Annotated in this window: 17 protein-coding genes and 2 pseudogenes; 13 read left to right on the forward strand and 6 right to left on the reverse strand. The window is 56.4% G+C overall.

Features of this window, described 5'->3' with window-relative positions:
• Nucleotides 1–156 precede the first annotated feature (156 nt).
• The 6 genes from ACA062_RS20960 (at nt 157) to ACA062_RS20985 (ending at nt 6,599) form a co-directional block, all read left to right on the forward strand.
• Nucleotides 157–2,691: an arylsulfatase gene (locus tag ACA062_RS20960; protein ID WP_497452813.1), complete on the forward strand. Its 2,535-nt coding sequence runs from the start codon at nt 157–159 to the stop codon at nt 2,689–2,691.
• A gap of 151 nt (nt 2,692–2,842) precedes the next feature.
• Nucleotides 2,843–3,964, forward strand: coding sequence for a formylglycine-generating enzyme family protein (locus ACA062_RS20965; protein WP_497452814.1), 1,122 nt, complete (start codon nt 2,843–2,845; stop codon nt 3,962–3,964).
• 189 nt (nt 3,965–4,153) lie between these two features.
• The gene (locus tag ACA062_RS20970; RefSeq protein ID WP_497452815.1) at nt 4,154–4,831 is read left to right on the forward strand and encodes a DUF3313 domain-containing protein; all 678 of its coding nucleotides are present in this window, start codon (nt 4,154–4,156) and stop codon (nt 4,829–4,831) included.
• A gap of 63 nt (nt 4,832–4,894) precedes the next feature.
• The gene (locus tag ACA062_RS20975) at nt 4,895–5,320 is read left to right on the forward strand and encodes a hypothetical protein (RefSeq protein WP_497452816.1); all 426 of its coding nucleotides are present in this window, start codon (nt 4,895–4,897) and stop codon (nt 5,318–5,320) included.
• Nucleotides 5,321–5,334: 14 nt separating this feature from the next.
• Nucleotides 5,335–5,793 (forward strand): glycine zipper 2TM domain-containing protein, encoded by a 459-nt coding sequence (locus ACA062_RS20980; RefSeq protein WP_497452817.1) that lies wholly within the window; start codon nt 5,335–5,337, stop codon nt 5,791–5,793.
• Between the two features lie 50 nt (nt 5,794–5,843).
• On the forward strand, nt 5,844–6,599 hold the full coding sequence (locus tag ACA062_RS20985; protein ID WP_497452818.1) for a bestrophin-like domain: 756 nt from the start codon (nt 5,844–5,846) through the stop codon (nt 6,597–6,599).
• A gap of 331 nt (nt 6,600–6,930) precedes the next feature.
• Here ACA062_RS20985 and ACA062_RS20990 read toward each other — a convergent pair whose 3' ends face one another.
• The 4 genes from ACA062_RS20990 to ACA062_RS21005 form a co-directional block, all read right to left on the reverse strand.
• A complete protein-coding gene (locus ACA062_RS20990; RefSeq protein WP_201256747.1) occupies nt 6,931–7,314 on the reverse strand; it encodes a VOC family protein in 384 nt (127 codons plus the stop codon).
• Nucleotides 7,315–7,404: 90 nt separating this feature from the next.
• Nucleotides 7,405–8,523 (reverse strand): S-(hydroxymethyl)glutathione dehydrogenase/class III alcohol dehydrogenase, encoded by a 1,119-nt coding sequence (locus ACA062_RS20995; protein ID WP_497452819.1) that lies wholly within the window; start codon nt 8,521–8,523, stop codon nt 7,405–7,407.
• A 119-nt stretch (nt 8,524–8,642) separates the two neighbouring features.
• A complete protein-coding gene (locus ACA062_RS21000) occupies nt 8,643–9,611 on the reverse strand; it encodes an ABC transporter substrate-binding protein (RefSeq protein ID WP_497452820.1) in 969 nt (322 codons plus the stop codon).
• Between the two features lie 154 nt (nt 9,612–9,765).
• Nucleotides 9,766–10,602, reverse strand: a complete 837-nt coding sequence (locus ACA062_RS21005; protein ID WP_497452821.1) for a HalD/BesD family halogenase — start codon at nt 10,600–10,602, stop codon at nt 9,766–9,768.
• Nucleotides 10,603–10,710: 108 nt separating this feature from the next.
• Here ACA062_RS21005 and ACA062_RS21010 point away from each other — a divergent pair, with 108 nt between their 5' ends.
• From ACA062_RS21010 to ACA062_RS21020, 3 genes and pseudogenes are all read left to right on the forward strand, one after another.
• Nucleotides 10,711–11,622 carry a LysR family transcriptional regulator gene (locus ACA062_RS21010; protein WP_497452822.1) on the forward strand — a complete coding sequence of 304 codons (912 nt, stop codon included), beginning with the start codon at nt 10,711–10,713 and terminating at the stop codon, nt 11,620–11,622.
• Between the two features lie 210 nt (nt 11,623–11,832).
• Nucleotides 11,833–12,133: pseudogene (locus tag ACA062_RS21015) on the forward strand (hypothetical protein).
• Between the two features lie 90 nt (nt 12,134–12,223).
• Nucleotides 12,224–12,493: pseudogene (locus ACA062_RS21020) on the forward strand (hypothetical protein); the annotation flags it as partial.
• 175 nt (nt 12,494–12,668) lie between these two features.
• Here the strand turns inward: ACA062_RS21020 and ACA062_RS21025 are convergent.
• Nucleotides 12,669–13,883: an MFS transporter gene (locus tag ACA062_RS21025; protein ID WP_497452823.1), complete on the reverse strand. Its 1,215-nt coding sequence runs from the start codon at nt 13,881–13,883 to the stop codon at nt 12,669–12,671.
• Entirely contained in the window at nt 13,884–14,036 is a 153-nt protein-coding gene (locus tag ACA062_RS21030; protein WP_497452824.1) for a twin-arginine translocation signal domain-containing protein, read from the reverse strand.
• 96 nt (nt 14,037–14,132) lie between these two features.
• On the opposite strand from ACA062_RS21030, the gene ACA062_RS21035 reads away from it, so the two are divergent.
• The 4 genes from ACA062_RS21035 to tcuB all read left to right on the forward strand — a co-directional run bounded on the left by ACA062_RS21035 (nt 14,133) and on the right by tcuB (nt 18,899).
• Nucleotides 14,133–15,026: a LysR family transcriptional regulator gene (locus tag ACA062_RS21035; protein ID WP_497452825.1), complete on the forward strand. Its 894-nt coding sequence runs from the start codon at nt 14,133–14,135 to the stop codon at nt 15,024–15,026.
• Nucleotides 15,027–15,204: 178 nt separating this feature from the next.
• A complete protein-coding gene (locus tag ACA062_RS21040; protein WP_497452826.1) occupies nt 15,205–16,140 on the forward strand; it encodes a LysR family transcriptional regulator in 936 nt (311 codons plus the stop codon).
• Nucleotides 16,141–16,300: 160 nt separating this feature from the next.
• Nucleotides 16,301–17,755: an FAD-dependent tricarballylate dehydrogenase TcuA gene (gene tcuA / locus ACA062_RS21045; protein WP_497452827.1), complete on the forward strand. Its 1,455-nt coding sequence runs from the start codon at nt 16,301–16,303 to the stop codon at nt 17,753–17,755.
• Complete coding sequence (gene tcuB, locus ACA062_RS21050; protein WP_497452828.1) at nt 17,742–18,899, forward strand: tricarballylate utilization 4Fe-4S protein TcuB; 1,158 nt, start codon at nt 17,742–17,744, stop codon at nt 18,897–18,899. The genes tcuA and tcuB overlap by 14 nt, the downstream gene beginning before the upstream one ends.
• Nucleotides 18,900–18,934 lie beyond the last annotated feature (35 nt).

Raw genomic sequence — 18,934 nt, forward strand, 5'->3', positions numbered from 1 at the left:
GTGTTTTCCGCGCCACATAAACACGCGGTATGCGTAACGCACTTTCTTCAGGCCCATCAATACCAAAACAGAATTAACGCTATAGCGACTTAAGTGTGATGCCTGGCCCGGCGTCGCACGCCGCCTGGGGGATGGATCAAACATCTAGGAGGTCCTATGTGCAACGTCAGACTGGACATCGACTCACCAACAGGCGGACTGCTGAGCATCTTGATGTTCGCTATTTCAGCAATCGTCATGCAGCAGGCCAGTGCGGGCACCGATGAGATTAACGGTGTACCGGGCTCGCCCAGTGCCACGGTGACTATCAGCGGCGAACAGATCCCCGCACCTCCCTCAAAATTCGAAGGCAAGATCGAGCGCAATGCGGCCCAGTCGAAGCCTTATTGGCCTCCGCGTATCGAGCCACACAAGGGAGCGCCAAACGTATTGCTCATCATCACTGACGACACAGGTTTTGGCACGCCCAGCACCTTCGGTGGGGTTATTCCGACCCCCACCCTCGATCGGGTCGCCCGGGACGGGCTGCGCTTTACGAATTTCCACTCGACGGCATTGTGCTCGCCTACTCGCGCTGCGTTACTCACTGGGCGTAACCACCACTCAGCCGGTTTCGGTGTCATCTCTGAGCAATCGTCCGGCTATCCTGGCTACAACAGCATCATCGCACGCGACAAGGCGACAATCGGTAGAATGCTGAAGGACAACGGCTACCGCACTGCGTGGTTCGGCAAGGATCACAACGTTCCCACCTTTCAAGCGAGCCAGGATGGGCCGTTCGACCAGTGGCCGATTGGAATGGGCTTTGAATACTTCTATGGCTTCATCGGTGGCGATGCCAACCAATGGGCGCCGAACCTATTCCGTAACACCACCCAGATCTACCCGTTTGTAGGCAAACCAGGCTGGAACTTGACCACTGCGATGGCCGACGACGCAATTGCCTATGTGAACCGCATCAATGCGGTTGCACCCGACCAGCCGTTCTTCGTCAAATACGCCCCCGGCGGTGTCCACGCGCCACACCACCCGACCCCCGAGTGGATCGAGAAAATCAGCAAGATGAAGTTGTTCGACCAAGGCTGGAACAAGCTTCGGGACCAGATTTTCGAAAACCAGAAAAAGCTCGGCGTGATTCCAGCCGATGCCAAGCTCACGCCTTGGCCTAAAGACTTGCTCAAAGATTGGGACACGCTATCGCCGGACGAGCAGAAAATGTTCATCCGCCAGGTCGATGTATTCGCCGCGTACGTCGCTTATACCGATCACGAAATCGGCCGTGTCATCCAGGCAGTCGAGGACATGGGCAAGCTCGACAACACCCTGGTCATTTACATCAGCGGCGACAATGGCGGTAGCGCCGAGGGCACGTTGCTCGGCACACCAAATGAGGTCGCAAGTTTCAACGGTGTTGATGTGCCGGTCGCCGACCAGCTCAAGAACTTCTACGACGATTGGGGCTCCGACAAAACCTACAATCACATGTCGGTGGCATGGTCTTGGGCATTCGACACCCCCTTCTCGTGGACCAAACAGATTGCCTCACATTTCGGCGGCGTGCGGCAAGGCATGGCGATCATGTGGCCGAAGGTGATCACGGACAAGGGGGGTATCCGCAACCAGTTCCAACATGTCATCGACGTTGTACCGACAATCCTCGAAGCAGCACAGGTCAATCAACCCAAGGTGGTCGATGGCATCGCGCAGAGTCCGATCGAGGGCACCAGCATGATGTATACGTTCAACAAGGCTAATGCCAACGCGCCGTCAACGCACAAAACCCAGTACTTCGAAATGATGGGCGACCACGCGATTTACAACGACGGTTGGATCGCCAGCTCGAAAGTAATGCGACCACCGTGGATCATCGTCGGTAACGTGAGCCAGGACCCGGCCGCTTTTCCGTGGGAACTCTACGACCTGCACAAGGATTGGACTCAATCCGAAGACGTCGCCGCCAAGTATCCAGATAAGCTGAAGGAAATGCAGAATATCTTTTGGGCGCAAGCGGAGAAGTATCAGGTGCTGCCGCTCGATTCGACAGTGGCGACGCGATTGGTGACGCCGCGGCCGAGCCTGACTGCGGGACGTAACGTGTTCACATGGACGTTGCCGCTGACGGGCGTTCCAAACGGTGATGCGCCCTCCATTCTCAATGCCTCTTACACCTTCAAGGCCGAGGTCGATGTGCCAACAGGCGGTGCCGAAGGCATATTGATCACCCAGGGCGGTCGTTTCGGTGGGTACGGTTTCTACCTGCTGAAGAACAAACCGGTGTTCCTGTGGAATCTGGTGGACCTCAAACGTCAGCGCTGGGAGGGACCCGAGCTGACGCCCGGCAAACACATCCTGGAGTTCGACTTCAAGTACGACGGCCTTGGTATGGGGACACTGGCGTTCAACAATATGTCCGGCATCGGTCGCGGCGGCACCGGTGTGCTGAAAGTGGACGGTAAAGCCGTCGCGGAGCAGAAGATGGAGCACACCATCCCTCTGATCCTGCAATGGGACGAGAGCCTCGACATTGGTTCAGACACCCTTACCGGGGTGGCCGACCAGGACTACCAACCGCCATTCGCCTTCACCGGCAAGATTGACAAGATCACGCTGACGATCAACCGGCCAAAGCTGACGCCTGAAGACGAACAGAAGCTGTTACAGGCGCAACGGGACAATAAGACCAGCGAGTAACGGTTGCCGCTGGTGATCCGGATCACAGCCCCCAAAGGCTAGGGGGCTGGAGGACGTTTCGGTCGTGGCACCGGGCGGTAGTCAATGGTTTTGCAGTGGTCACCGCCTACAGACACCAAGGGGAGCGCATATGCTAGTCAGGAAACGGCGCTTGGGCATCGCTTTAGTCGCAGTCGGGATAGTGTCTGCCTGCGTGGCTTTTGCTGTGAGTCAGCATTTTAGCGGTCCAGTGGCTTTGACACTGGGTGATGGAAAAAATGGCCCCCTGGATATGATCTGGCTTCCTGCTGGCGAATTTTTGATGGGCAGCGATCACAAGAGGGCTCGACCCAATGAGGGGCCAGCTCACAAGGTCAGACTCGATGGATACTGGATCGACCGCTATGACGTCACCAATGCAGATTTCGCCCGTTTTATTTCTGAAACGCACTACGTCACCACCGCCGAACGCAAACCCGAATGGGAAGATCTGAAAGTACAACTACCGCCAGGCACTCCTGCGCCGGATGACAGCGTCATGGTGCCAGGCGCATTGGTTTTCGTGGGCACAGACAGGCCGATCCCTCTGGATGATTTCAGTCAGTGGTGGGCGTTTGTCCCGGGGGCTGACTGGCGTCACCCGTCGGGTCCCGACAGTACAATCGAGGGCAAGGAAACCCATCCGGTCGTTCAAGTTTCCCGTGAAGATGCAGAGGCGTACGCAAGATGGGCACATAAGCGCTTGTTGACCGAGGCTGAGTGGGAGTACGCCGCAAGAGGCGGACTGGAACAAGCGGACTACGCATGGGGCAATAGTTTCACGCCTGGTGGAGAAAAGATGGCCAACACCTGGGATGAGATTCAACCCTTTCCCGTTACCGGTTCGAGCAATAAATTCAAGATAGGCACCAAACCGGTAGGCAGTTACAGACCTAACGCTTATGGGCTATATGACATGTCCGGGAACGTTTGGCAGTGGGTCGCCGATTGGTATCGTGCAGATGCGTTTAAAGTTCGACTCAAACTTCAGCCGGCTGGGGAAGTAGCGGTTAACCCGGTGGGGCCAGCCGAGAGCTATGACCCCGAACTCGGGGTGACGGCCAACGCACCACAGCGCGTGATTCGAGGGGGCTCTTTTCTGTGTAGCGACAGCTATTGCACGAGCTTTCGAACCAGTGCCAGGCAAGGTGCGGATCCTATGAATTCCATGTCCCATCTCGGCTTTCGCTTGGCGATGAGTAATGACCAATGGGAAAAGAACCAGACTCAGCTACGCGCTGCGCCAGGACACTGATGTGAACTTCAGCTGGGTCACCCTCAGGCTCGGGACATGCCGGTGGATCAGACAAAAACCTTGTCCGGCGATCGAACCTCGGACTAGTTCGGCAATGTCTGGATTCATGCGCTCACGGGCAACATGACCTGACGTTTCTGAAGTTGTGTTGACGACAAATACGACTTAATCCAAGGAGCACAAAGCACCATGAACATGTCCCGAAAATTGCTCGTCGGCGCCGCTCTGACCGGGGTTCTACTCGGTGGTTGCACGTCGAAAGTCACCGAGCGTGAGCAGTACTCCGGTTACCTGTCCAATTACAACAACCTTCAAGAAATTTCCACCCCCAGCGGCGGCACGGCGATGCGTTGGGTGAGCCCGTCGTGGAACCCGAATGCGTATGACACGGTGGCGTTCAACCGGCTGGAACTCTATCCGGCACCTAAGCCCAATGAGCGGGTCAACCAGCAGACACTTGACGATATCCAGAACTACATGACCACAAAGGCCAAAGGCGTGCTAGGCCAGAAATACCGGCTGGTATCCACTACGGACGCAGCACCGGCCGGCTCGAAACCCTTGATTCTCCGAGCGGCCATCACCGGAGTAACCGCTTCGAACGAAGGCATGAAGTGGTATGAAATAGTTCCGGTCGCTGCCGTGGTCGGGGCGACACAAGCGGCCACCGGCCACCGGGACCAAGACACTAACTTGTTCATCGAAGCCGAGTTTATTGACGCAAACACCAATCAGACCGTTGCCAAGGTGGTGCGCAAGGTGTTCGGCAGCCAGCTTTCGAACGAGAGCGAGAAAATCACCACCAAGGACTTCAAAGCCGCGATCGACAAATTGAACGCCGATCTCTGGGCTTTCATCCGTAGCTAAGCCTCGCTTCAATCGTCAACACTCGTTGGCGGTTGAATATCCCTCAACGAGAGGACACCCGACATGTGGGCTTATTCATCGCTACTCTCAAGATTACACTGGCCATTACTGAGCGCAGCGCTCTTCGCGAGCGTACTCGCGCTGAGTGCTTGTGCAACCGTCGATGCCCAGACGACCGCTTATGTCGGGGTCGAGCATCCCGCACCGACCCTACCCAATGAAGTCCAGGTATTACGCGCTGAACCGACGCGCCCCAATGTGCAGTTGGGCGAAATTCTGATCGATGCCAGTGTCGACCCGGCGCCGCCGATCACGCAGGTCGAACAAAAACTGCGTGAAGAAGCCGCCAAGCTTGGCGCAGACGCGGTAGTCGTCGTTTACGACCAGATTCAGCCCGTCGCCGCCTACGTGACAGGCCCGCTGTGGAGCCGTGACATAGAAACGATCCAGGGACGCAAGCTCAAAGGCATTGCCATCCGATATCAATAATGAGGTGCACCGAAATGAAAACAATCTTGTCGTGGATGACGCTTACGTTGGTGACTGTGCTGATCAGTGCCTGCGCCGCCGTGGGATCAACCGATGGTGGTGCCGGTGAAATCGAGATTCGCTCAGGGAAGATCGAGCAGATATCGCTGACGCAGATGCAAACCAATCACGACAGTGGCGTCGGCGCTGTTCTCGGTGGCCTTGGCGGTCTCGGTGTCGGCAGCCTGATCGGTCGTGGCACCGGGCGCGACGTCGCCATGGTTGCGGGCGCTCTCGCCGGCGCTGTCGGCGGCAATTACGCGGAGAAGAAAAAATACGACCAGCCGATAGAGGCGCAACAGATCATCGTGCGGGTCAAAAGTGGCGTGCTGGTATCGGTTACCCAGCCGATCAATCCATCCCTGGGTAAAGGCATGAACGTTTACATCCAAGGCTCAGGTAATGACGCTCGAGTGGTACCGCAAGGCGGTTAAAGTTCACTTAGGTCTTCGGTCCAAGGGGATTCCATGCGCATTTTTCGCTCATGAGCCATTTAGCTATCGGACTCATCGCCTTCGTCGCTATCTTCGGCGGCGCTCTTGTTGGCATCTTTGCTGCGCGGGCTTTGCCCGAGCATCACCTCAGCAATGAGTCGCGCAATGCGATCTCCGTTTCAGCGGCGATTGTCGGCACGCTTTCGGCCTTGGTGATCGGTCTGATGATCTCGACGGCGAACAGTTCGTTCTCGACACGGTCGAGTGAAGTATCCAGGATTGCCGTCGACATCGTCCGCATTAACCGAATGATGCTGCGTTACGGACCAGAGGCGGAGGATGCCCGCGTTAACCTGCGCAACTACGCTAGGGCGAAAATGCAGGAGTTGTTCCCGACCGCGGGTGAACCGTCACAGTCAACCGAAGCGACTGTCGGGATGATGGAGGCGACACAAGAATCGATTCTATTGCTTGTTCCGACTGATCCGAGACAGCGCTGGCTGCGCTCGCAGGCGCTCACACTTTCAGACGATGTTTTACAGGCGCGTTGGCTGCTGGCGGAACAGCGTGCCAGCAACATTCCGATGCCGTTCCTGATCCTGTTGATCTTTTGGCTTAGCCTGGTTTTCGCCAGCTTCGGTTTGTTCGCACCTCGCAATGCCACGACTATCGCCGTTTTCTGCCTCTGTTCGGTTGCGGTTTCGGGGGGTATCACAATGATTCTGGAGCTGGACTCGCCCTTCTCCGGTCTTGTCCATGTCTCCGGTGAGCCGATGCGCCAAGCGCTGGCCGAGATCATCCGTTGATCAATCAGTCGAGGACGGGGTCGGTCAGCACATAAAATTCGCCTAGCCGAAGACCTCGTTATCCCCGGAACCGAGACACTCGAATATCTCCTTTTAGCGGTGACTGCATGGCCGGATCGATTGTGGACTGTCACGATGGACCTGTTTGGGTCGTTTTCTGCCTCTCGCGACGGGCAGAAAACGGCCAATAGCGGCCGATCGTAGCGAAGCTAACGACCGGCCGTCTGTTACACGAGTCCTAAAACATGGTCACTGGCAACTTCTGGAAATGACCACAACCTCATGAGGGATTGACCAGCTCGTGGGAGTGAATGCGCAGCCCGAATAAAGCTTAGGCCGGCTTGAAACAGTACGCGGCCAGTTTGTTACCATCCAGATCCCGGGCATAGGCGGCATAGGCATCAGGTGCCCAGCCCCGTGGCCCAGGGGCGCCTTCGTCGGTGCCGCCACAGGCCAGGGCTGCCGCGTGGAAGGCGTCGATTGCGGCGCGATTTGGTGCTTCAAAGCTGACAGTGACACCGTTACCGACACTGGCAGGAGCGCCGTTTGCCGGTTTCAGCACGAAGAAGGACGGGGCATTCTCACCCCAGATCGAGCCATTGTCTTCCAGATCAGCGATGCGTTTCTGGCCGAGTGCGCCGAGCACACTGTCGTAAAAACTGCGAGCCTTTTGCAGATCGTTGGTACCGACGGTGACGTGAGTGAAGATGCTCATTTTGATGCTCTCTTTTTAAAAACAAGATGGGTGGGCATTGCAGTTTGCCCGTGCGCGAGACGTCTAACGCTCAACGCCAGGACGATTCAATCAGCGATCGAAATGGATAACGGTGCGAATGCTCTTGCCTTCATGCATCAACTCGAAGGCCTTGTTAATGTCTTCGAGCCCCATGGTGTGGGTGATGAAGGTGTTGAGCGGGATTTCGCCGGCCTGGGCCTTCTCGACATAAGTGGGCAATTCGCTGCGGCCTTTTACACCGCCGAAAGCGGAGCCGCGCCAGACGCGACCGGTCACGAGCTGGAACGGTCGAGTACTGATTTCCTGGCCTGCACCGGCGACTCCGATAATCACCGACTCGCCCCACCCCTTGTGACAGCACTCCAGGGCTGCGCGCATTAGATGGACGTTGCCAATACATTCGAAGGAGTAGTCCACGCCACCCTGCGTCATCTCGACGATGACGTCCTGGATCGGTGTGTCGTAGTCCTTGGGGTTGATGAAGTCGGTGGCGCCCAATTGCCTGGCAATCTCGAACTTGGCCGGGTTGATATCGATCGCAATTATTCGACCGGCCTTGGCCATGGTGGCGCCGATTATGGCGGCTAGGCCGATGCCGCCCAGACCGAAGATCGCCACGCTGGCGCCCTCCTCCACTTTGGCCGTGTTGAGCACCGCACCAATGCCGGTCGTCACACCGCAGCCAAGCAGGCAAACCTGCTCCAGCGGCGCCTCCTTCGGAATTTTGGCCAGCGAGATTTCCGGCAGCACCGTGTACTCAGAAAAGGTCGAGGTGCCCATATAGTGAAACAGGGGCTGGCCTTCGTAGGAGAAGCGACTGGTGCCATCTGGCATCAGGCCCTTGCCCTGAGTCGCACGAATTTTCTGGCAGAGGTTGGTCTTCCCGGATTTGCAGAATGTGCAGTCGCCACATTCCGGGGTGTAGAGCGGGATCACATGATCGCCTACCGCCAGGGAAGTCACCCCCTCACCTAGCGCTTCGACAATACCAGCGCCTTCGTGGCCAAGAATGACGGGGAAGATCCCTTCGGGATCGGCACCGGACAAGGTAAACGCATCGGTGTGACAGACACCTGTGGCAACAATGCGCACCAGCACCTCACCGGCTTGCGGCGGTGCCACATCGATTTCCACAATTTGCAGTGGCTGGTTCGCCGCGAAGGCGACGGCCGCTCGTGATTTGATCATGTTCGTAATTCCCGGACGCGAAGAAGAGCCGCCTCTGTGTAGAAGCAGCAAAAAATCAGTAGTGAGATTGTGTTCAGAGGGACGTTACAAAGGCCGGGCATCCCTGCCCTCAAGACCAGTTAGAGCGATGCTTCGATCTTTTTTGCCGCGGCTTCATCTACCCAGGCGTGCCAGACTTCCGGGTGTTCCTTGAGGAACATTCTGGCCAGCTTCGGAGATTCGATGCGTTCCCGGGTCATCCTCGCCAGGTTCTGATTCAACAGATCGATGGGAATGTTGACCTTCTCCAGAACCGCGACCAGTTCAGGAGCCTGCTCATGAAAAGCCTTGGAGAGTCCGACCATGGTGATAACGTCTTTGTTGGCTCCAGTCTTTTCTTCCAGTCTGATCGCGTCAATCTGGCCCATCAGCGGCGTCGGCGACCAGTAGTAGAACAGTACCGGTTCACCGCGCTTATAGCTGGACAGGACAGCCGCATCCAATGCGGCACCAGTGCCTGGACGGAAATTCGTGAAGGTGTTTTCAAGACCGTACTCTTTCAACATCTCGGTATTGTCCTGCTCACAAATCCAACCAGCGGGACAGTTGTAGAAGCGGCCTTTGGAAGGTTCCTCCGCATCGCGAAAGACGCTGGCGTACTTGCTCAAGTCAGCGACTGTCTTGAGGTCAGGTGCTTGCGCTGGCCTGTTACGTTTAACGTCCCCTTCAACGACATAGCGCGGTACATACCAGCCCTGAGTCGCACCAATAATAGGCGCGCCAACCCCGACGACCTTTCCGGCTGCCGCTGCCTTTTTCCAGACCTCGCTGCGTTCCATCCATTCTTCGCCAAACACCTGAATGTCGTTGCCGGCGAGAGCGGTCTCAAGAATGATGGTATTGCCCACCAACTGATCCGTTGCACAGCCATAACCGTCCTTGAGCACGATCATCATGATGTCGGTAAGGAGCATCCCGCTCTCCCAATTCAAGCCGGCAAATTTCACCGGCTTGCCCGACTCACACCATCCTGAAGCCTGGCTTGAAGCACTACCAACGAGCAAGCCAAGGGTGAGCAACGAGGCCAGCAATCTCTTCCTGTTTTTCATGATCAGACGCTCCGAATCATTATTATTGGGGGCAGCGAACTGTTGTGTGCAACACAGGAACAAACGAGTCCATCAGATTTAGCATGGACAAGTACGTGCGCATACACGTGAAGCGAAGGCATGAATCAATTGCTTTTAGTGTTATTGGCGAAACTTAAACTTGATCTACGGAGGTGCGCCCGTAGAACAACTGGCGGGCATAGGCACTGAATTCAACGTTGGGCTGGTCCACGTACGCGAACACCGCATTGAGCCTCAGCCGGTCCCCTTCCACCGGCGTCACCCGGTGCAATGAATAGCGACCGCGGAACAATGTCAGGGTGCCGGGCACTTGAGGCAAAACCTCTATTTGCTGTGTTTTCGGGTCATCGAGGAATTGCCTGACCGCGTCATAACAATCGTCGTTTTCATTGCGCAGCATGCGTACGTACTCGAAATCCCCACCGGCGCTCGCCGCCTGGAGGGACAGCGTGACGCTGAAGTCGGAACGATCAAAATGCCATCCCAACTGCTGTCCTGCGGTGAAGCCCTGCAAGTTAAGGGCGGCTAACGGATCGGCATGGCGATAGAGCGCGTCCAGAACCAATACATCTTTGATGAAAGCAAGGACTTCGTCCGACTCATAGATCTGCCTGATCAAGTGCTCGGCCGGAATATCGGCATAAGCAACGGTGTCTTTTGCCGTGTTCATCAACCGTCGTAGCGGATGTTCCGGATCAACGCTTTCATCTTGAGGTTTGAAGTAAACCGTGTGGTTTTCCCGAAAATGAAACATGCACGAGTGCAGGGCAAGCGTCTGGTCAGCCATCGCGACAACCGATGGGTTGCGAACAAAACCCGGGAAGATCGCAACGCCTTCTTCTCCCAGCAACGACTGACTTTGAGCAACCAGTGCGAGGTAAGCGGAACTGGTGCGGTCAGTAATGGGGTAACGCTCGAGGTCGATGATATCGCCCAGGGTTAGTGCAGGTGTGAAAGGCAGGGTAGTCATTATTGTTGGTCTCCAGTGGCTCTGCTGGATTCAGATTGCATCGGCACCAAAAACAAGTCACGCTCATAATTTTACGCAATTTTGTGAATTATTTTCAGGTCGCTCGCCATGAGACTCACACTGGATCACCTTGTGATGTTGCAAACCCTGTCGGAGGTCGACTCGGTTACGGCCGTTGCCGAGCGTTTATGGCTGACGCCCTCGGCAGTCAGTCACCGCCTACGCGAAGCCGAGCGGCGGCTAGGTGTGAGCCTGACGGAAAGATCAGCAGGAAAGCTAAGACTCAGCCCTGCTGGCGCGCGCCTGGAACGAGCAGCCAAAGACATCATCGCGATACTCAATGAAGCCGAGTCTGAAGCCAGGTCCATGGCCGGTGGCGTCACAGCGTTTGTACGCATGGGTGTCACCTCCTACGGCCCGTTTCGCTGGATTCCAAAATTCATCAAGCATTACTCAAGTCTACGGCCAGACATAGAAATCACACTGGTGACCGTGCCCCGTAATGACGTTTACGCGAGCCTGATGCAAGGAAGACTCGATGTGTCCATCATCGATGACGGTATGGTGCCTAGCGGTGTCGCCAAGTTACCGCTTTTTCGGGACGACTTGATTGCGATCATGGCAACCGATCATCCCCTTGCGGGAAGGAAAAATATCTACGCGCAAGACTTCAAGACCTACAACCTGGTGACGTATTCGACCGATCGCGCCAGTGGCTGGGAATATGACCGTTTTTTCGCCCCCGCCAGCATCTTGCCGCGCCGCATGATCACAGTGGAGTTGATCGAAGCCATCGTCGAGTTGGTGCGCTCAGGCTACGGAATCAGCATCTTGCAACGCGATTTGGTGACACCCAGCCTTGAGCGCGGGGAACTTGCGTGGGCGGCCCTGAATGACGGTTTGGATATCGCCTGGAACGCAATCATTCGCCCCTCGGAACGGGAAGACAGTGAGGTCAATAAAATGGTTACAGAGCTTGATACCTGGATTAAAAATGCAGGAAAACCTGAACACAGATAATCGCTGTTAGCGTGTGAATTGGTTCATTGGGTCGATTTCTGCCCGTCAAGACAGGCCACAATCGGCCAAAAGCGGCCGGTGGTCGTTGCATTTCACTTGTCGCCGGCGTGTGGCTAAGCTTAATAAATCGGGGTTAATTGAAACCTGGGTGATAGCGGCCATCAGCAGATCTCGATAGGCATCAAGACGCTGCTCCCAAAGGAGACGACTATGTATGCGGTTATAAGAACCTACTTGGGTACTGGAGCAAAGCAGCTTTTCGAGCTTTTGGAAGAGCGCAAAACCGACGTCGAAGCTACCCTGCGGACAGTGCCTGGCCTCGTAAGCTACACACTGCTGAATACTGGTGAATACTGGTGATGGTGGTATGTCGGTGACTGTTTGCACGGACAAGGCCGGCAGCGATGCGAGCTTGAAAGTCGCACGTGAGTGGATTCAGAAAAATGCATCAAATATTCACGCGGACCCGCCGATCGTAACGGAAGGTCCGGTCATTGTGCAGATCACTTAACGCGCCCTTCCGATTGATCTCACGACACTATCACTGACCCAGGTTTTGTATGTTTGCTTCGCGCAGATGTGATCGTCCGCAAACAACCACATTGGCCCCAGTTGGGGGGACATAGAACGAAACCTTGATCAGAAATTCAATGATATGAATCAGAGCGTTCAAAGTGGTTTCCAAGACGCTGAAGACAGCTGGAACGGATTTACTCGCCGCCTCAGCAATGGCGCAAGCCGGGCTTACGGCTACATCGACGGGCACCAGATCGATCACGTTCGCCAAGCGATGGCCTTCTCCTACCCGATTATGCAAATGAACCTGACGCGTAAATGGGCGTCGATCAACATTACCGAGATATTGCCACTGCCCACTCGATAACTGTCCCATCATGCTGCGTGCTTCCCTGCTGGCCAATGTAGAGATTTTGCCGCAGGCCAGGCTGGGGAGCTACTTTTTCAACAGAATCGGCCAATAGCAGACGTTGGATCAAATCCGATCTGACAAATTGTGGACAGTTGCCTGCCTTACTCAAATCTGCCTTCTATTGAACCTGGTTTCGCGATGTGAAAAAGGCCGTCACTGCCGCGAGCACCAGCAAGATAGAGCTTGCGAGAAATGTCATGCGATAGCCGCTCCCGTCGAACAGCAGCCCGCCGAGGGTAGAGCCCAACGCAATGGATAGCTGAATGACTGCCACCATCAGGCCGCCACCGGCTTCAGCATCCTTGGGCAACGCCTTGGCCAACCACGACCACCACCCCACAGGCGCCGCCGTCGCGATCAGGCCCCACAGCCCAAGCAGTACAAAAGCTGCCACGACTCCGCCGCCAAGGACAATCAAGGAAAGTGCAATGGCGGCCATCAAGAGTGGAATGCAGACCAGGACGCGGTACATTCCGGTTTTCAGGAAAGTGCCGATCAGAAGGGTCCCGACAAAACCCGCCACGCCGATGACTAGCAGGATCATCGACAACATGGATACATCTACACCAGTGACGGTTTCCAGGAACGGGCGCAGATAGGTGAACAATACAAACTGCCCCATGAAGAAAATGCCCACACTCAACATGCCGAAACTGACCAATGGGCTCTTAAACAATCGGAAGACATTGCCAGCGCCCGGTTTGCGCGGCGCCGGGGTCATCGCTGGCAGGCTGATCCACTGCCAGATCAACGCGATGATCGCTACCGGAATAAGGCAGAAAAAAGCACCCCGCCAACCGATCACACTCCCCAGATAGCTTCCCAGTGGTGCGGCCACTACGGTTGCCAAAGCATTGCCGCCATTGAAGATTGCCAGAGCCTTGGGCACGCTATGGGCAGGTACCAGGCGCATGGCCATTGCCGCCGACATCGACCAGAATCCGCCGATCACCACGCCGATCAGCGCACGACCAATCATGTACACCGTATAGTTCGGCGCCAGACCGACCACCAGCCCTGACACACACATAAGCCCGGTCAGTAGAAGCAACAGCGTCTTGCGGTCCATTGAACCCGCTAGCCTGGAAATCGAAAGGCTTGTCAGCACCGCGAAGGCGCCGGAGATGGCGATCCCATACCCGGCCAGTCCTTCACTGATTTGCAGATCCGATGCAATCGGCGTGAGCAAACTGACAGGCATGAACTCCGAGGCGATCAGCGCGAATACGCACAGTGTCATCGCAAAGATGCCACTCCAGTAAGCCGGCAGTTCCCCAGTCCCCGGCGTGCCGATGGCCTCACCTGCCGGGGTGTCGAATACTTGAGCCGTCATTCAAACACCTCTCATCAAATAGTTGTTGGCTGAAGCGACGCCCAGAGCCGCAATGCTGACGCCGGAGGCCTTTACGAATGCGCGCCGATCAAGCCCTTGAGAGTCCAAGGCTTCTGTAGCTTCAAGGAGGGTTACAGGTGTCTCGCTCATCATCAGTACTCCGTTCCAGATAGGTGACAGAGCTTGACGGATTAGAGATATATTGATTAGTAGGCGTAATCTTCATGCAGTTTTGAGAAAAACTCAGTAATGGCCAATACCAAAGTCAACGATCTCCAAGCTTTTCTGGCGGTGGCGCGAGATCAAAGCTTTACGAAAGCCGCCGCCAAACTGGGCATTACTCCTTCTGCGCTGAGTCATACGATCCGGGCACTTGAACAAAGACTGGGGATACGACTGCTGGCCCGTACGACACGCAATGTGTCGCCCACAGAGGCGGGAGAAAGATTGATGCGCTCGATCGCTCCGCTTTTTGATCAGATCACCGCCGAGCTTGAAGCGCTGGGCGAGCTGCGGGACAAGCCCAGTGGCACGATTCGTATTTCCTGTACTGATGATCAGATTGAGTTGTGCATTCGGCCGATGCTTGCAAGCTTCCTGAAGAGCTACCCGGATATCACACTGGAGTTCTACGTCGACTATGGATTCACCAACGTGGTCGAGGAGCGATTTGATGCTGGCATTCGCATGGGCGAATCGATCAGCAAAGACATGATCGCCGTTCGCATAGGGCCGGATTGGCGGTTGGCTGTGGTGGGCTCTCCAGAATATTTCGAACGCAACCCGGCACCAACAACCCCCCATGAGTTGACCGGGCATGACTGCGTGAATATCCGACACAGACCATCAGGGGCGATCTACGCATGGGAATTTGAAAGGAATGGCCAGGCTTTTACCGTCAAGGCAGATGGACAACTTGTTTTCAACAGCATCATGCATGTACTCAATGCCGCCGTTGATGGCGTTGGCCTGGCCTACGTACCAGAGGAATTGGTAGCACCCTATCTGGCCGACGGCCGACTCAAAGAAGTCTTGGCCGACTGGTGCCCTGAGTTTCAGGGTTACCATTTGTATTACCCCAACAGACGCCAGGCGTCTCCCGCCTTTTCTGCATTGGTGGAGGCGCTGAAATATAGAAGCTGAGCCTTCTACATTCGACGCGCGGCAACCTCTGCTATGGGTCAACTGCTACCAGTCCTCGACAAAGCGCACGCGCTCAACGGTCAACCCAAACCTGCGACAATGCTGCCTCTTCGGGCTTCGTAACTTGCGTGGCAAACGTTCAGGTATTTGAATAACAAATTCGCGGGGAGCAGTCACATTGGAATTGAGACAACTGCGCTATTTCGTAAAAATCATCGAGCTTGGCAGCCTGGGGCGTGCGGCACTTGAACTGGACGTTGGTGTGTCAGCCCTCAGTCAGCAAATCTCCAAGCTGGAAAGCGAACTGTGCACCCGCCTCCTGAATCGAACCTCCACCGGCGTGACGCCCACTAGCGCCGGATTTGCGTTTTTACACCATGCCCAATTGACGCTACGCCAGGCGGAAAACGCAATCATGGCCGCCCATCGCGGGCGAATGAGCGGTTATGTCAGCGTCGGCTTACCACCGACTACCGCGACGGTGCTCGCGTTGCCGTTGATCAACGCTATGCGTGCGCGTTATCCGGACATACAACTGCATTTGGTGGAAATGCTTTCCGGCCACTTGGCGGCGCAGCTCAACGCACGGCAAATTGATCTGGCCATCCTCTTTCAGCTCGAAGGGGGTAAACGCTGGAGCGTGACTCCGCTGCTGGATGAAAAGCTGTTTGTCATTGCCTCGCCCAGCCTGCCTCAAGCGCCTTCTGGTGACAGCGTGCAGTTAGCCGACCTCGGCGGCCTGCCGCTGGTGATGCCCAGCGCGCAACATGGATTGCGCTCGGCATTGATGAGCGCGTTTGAGCGGGTCGGGCTAACACCCAATGTCATTATGGAAGTCGACGGTCTCGCTGTTTTGATGAACGCCGTTCGGGCCGGTCATGCGGCAACGATACAACCGGGGGCGGCCGCTGCATTGAAAGACGGGTCCGGACTTTCACTGATCAGGATTGCCGATCCCCATGTGGGCCGGCGTAATCTTCTGGCGACGCTGGCTGACGACGAACTCTCTCCGGCGGCGCTGGCAACGCGGTTGGTCATCGTCGATGTGGCGCGACAGTTGGTCGTCGACAAACAGTGGCCTGGAGCTACGTGGATAGAAGGGGTAGACGTGTAATCCTCCTTCAACCCCGGACATCTCCTGACGACAAAGCCTTTAGAAAAACTAAACACCCCGCGTCAAAAGCAGCCTTTCGGCCACTCCTTCCCCACCCTATCGTTCTCCCCACTCGCAAGGAGCACTTCGTTCCCGCTTCCTTGCAAATCGAGGAGCGATAATGATCGATGTCTTAATCATAGGGGGTGGCAACGCTGCCTTGTGCGCCGCTCTGATGGCGCGAGAAGCGGGCGCCAGCGTGATGCTGCTGGAAGCCTCTGCGAAAATCTGGCGCGGTGGCAACTCCCAACACACCCGTAACCTGCGGTGCATGCACGACGAACCGCAGGACGTGCTGATCGATGCCTATCCGGAAGAAGAATACTGGCAAGACCTGTTGAAGGTTACCGGTGGCCTCACGGATGAAAAGCTTGCACGCATTGCAATTCGGGCATCGTCTTCTTGCCGCGATTGGATGCGTTCGCACGGCGTGCATTTTCAGCCACCGCTGTCCGGCGCGCTGCACGTGGCGCGGACCAATGCTTTTTTCATGGGCGGCGGCAAAGCGCTGGTCAATGCGTATTTCCGCAGCGCCGAGCGCCTGGGTGTAAAAGTCCGATACAACACGCAAGTGACCGACATCGAGTTGGATGAGGGGAAATTCGTCGCCGCCCATGTGGGCGAACATGAGGTCGATGGTCAGCGTGTCGCCGCAGAACGCATTGAAGCCCGGGCCTGCGTGTTGGCGGCTGGCGGCTTCGAATCCAACCGTGAATGGCTGCGCGAAGCCTGGGGTCAGAACGAACGCGGTGAATGGCCATCGGACAATTTCCTGATCCGGGGTACCCGATTCAACACCGGCATTTTGCTACGGCGCATGCTCGACCTTGGCGCAGATGTGATCGGCGATCCGACGCAAGCACACATGGTCGCGATTGATGCCCGCGCGCCACTCTACGACGGCGGCATCTGCACCCGAATCGATTGCGTATCGCTGGGTGTGGTGGTCAATCGTGATGGCGAACGCTTCTACGACGAAGGTGAGGATTTCTGGCCAAAACGTTATGCGATCTGGGGGCGCCTGGTGGCCGGACAACCCGGTCAGCAGGCGTATTCGATCATCGATCAACAAGCCATCGGCCGCTTCATGCCGCCGGTCTTTCCCGGAACCACCGCCAATACTCTGCAAGACCTTGCCCGCCAGTTGAAGCTGCCTCAAGAAAAATTCGTCAAGACTGTCGAGGACTACAACAGCGCCTGCCACGTTGGCACGTTCGATCACACGGCGTTGGACGACTGCCACACCCAAGGACTGACGCCCGCCAAAACCCATTGGGCGCGGCCATTGGTGAAACCACCTTTCTACGCCTACCCGCTTAAACCGGGTGTCACGTTCACCTACCTCGGCCTCGCCACCGACGAAACCGCTGCCGTGCATTTCAACGGCAAAGCGAGCCCCAACCTGTTCGTCGCGGGAGAAATGATGGCCGGCAATGTTCTGGGCAAGGGCTACACCGCCGGCATCGGCATGGCCATCGGTACCGCGTTTGGCCGCATCGCCGGTGTGCAGGCGGCCGCTTCGGTGGGCTTTGGCATTTCATCTGCAAACACGGAGTCTCGACATGCAACTGTTTGATCCCCAAGCGTCGGGCGGGTTGATCCCGGTGTTGAATCTTGACGAAAGTGAAGTCCAGCGGCAGATGACCATCTGCAATGCCTGCCGTTATTGCGAAGGCTTTTGCGCGGTATTTCCGGCGATGACCCGGCGCTTGGAATTCACTCAGGCCGACATCCATTACCTGGCGAACTTGTGCCATAACTGCGGCGCGTGCCTGCACGCCTGTCAGTACGCCGCCCCACACGAATTCGAGGTCAACATACCCAAAGCCATGGCCAAAGTGCGCCTGGATACTTACGCCGAATACGCCTGGCCGCAAGTGATGGGCAGGTTGTATCAGCGCAACGGCCTGACCCTGGCGCTGGCTTCCGGTGGGGGACTGGCCTTGTTTTTATGCCTGACCCTGATGCTCATGGGCAACCTGTTCACGGCCATTCCCGGGGGCAACTTCTACAAGATTTTCCCGCATAACACCCTGGCGCTGATGTTCGGCTCAGTGTTCGGCTTTGCGGTACTTGCCCTGACCATGGGTGTACGGCGCTTCTGGCGCAACGTTTCACCGGTCGCGGCGCCACTGCCGTTGAAAACGTACGCTGCATTGGAGGCTACGGCCAACGTCGCGAAGCTCAAATACCTGGACGGCGGCCATGGCGAAGGCTGCAACAACGCCGACGATCAATTCACCTTGTGGCGACGCCGATTCCACCACCTCACCTTCTACGGCTTCATGCTGTGCTTCGCCGCCACCGGTGTCGCCACGCTCTTTCACTATCTGCTGAAGTGGTCGGCGCCTTATCCGATCTTCAGCTTGCCGGTGATGTTGGGTATTGCCGGTGGCATCGGCCTGCTGATCGGCCCGGCGGGTCTTCTTTGGCTGAACCTGCGTCGCAACCCTGCGCACGGCGATGAGCACCAAAAACCCATGGATCGCGGCTTCATCGCGTTGCTGTTTCTGGTCAGCGCAAGCGGCCTGGCGCTACTGGCTTTGCGTGAAACCAGCGCCTTGGGCTTGATGTTGGCTATCCATCTCGGCCTGGTCATGGCGTTTTTCCTGACCATGCCCTACAGCAAATTCGCCCATGGAATATTCCGCAGCGCAGCGCTGCTCAAACACGCCATCGAGAAGCGTCAACCCAACCCGATCAACGCCGGCAGCGACTGACGGTTAAAGCACTCATTCCAAAAACAATAGTGAGC

The organism is Pseudomonas sp. LBUM1679, assembly GCF_059695565.1.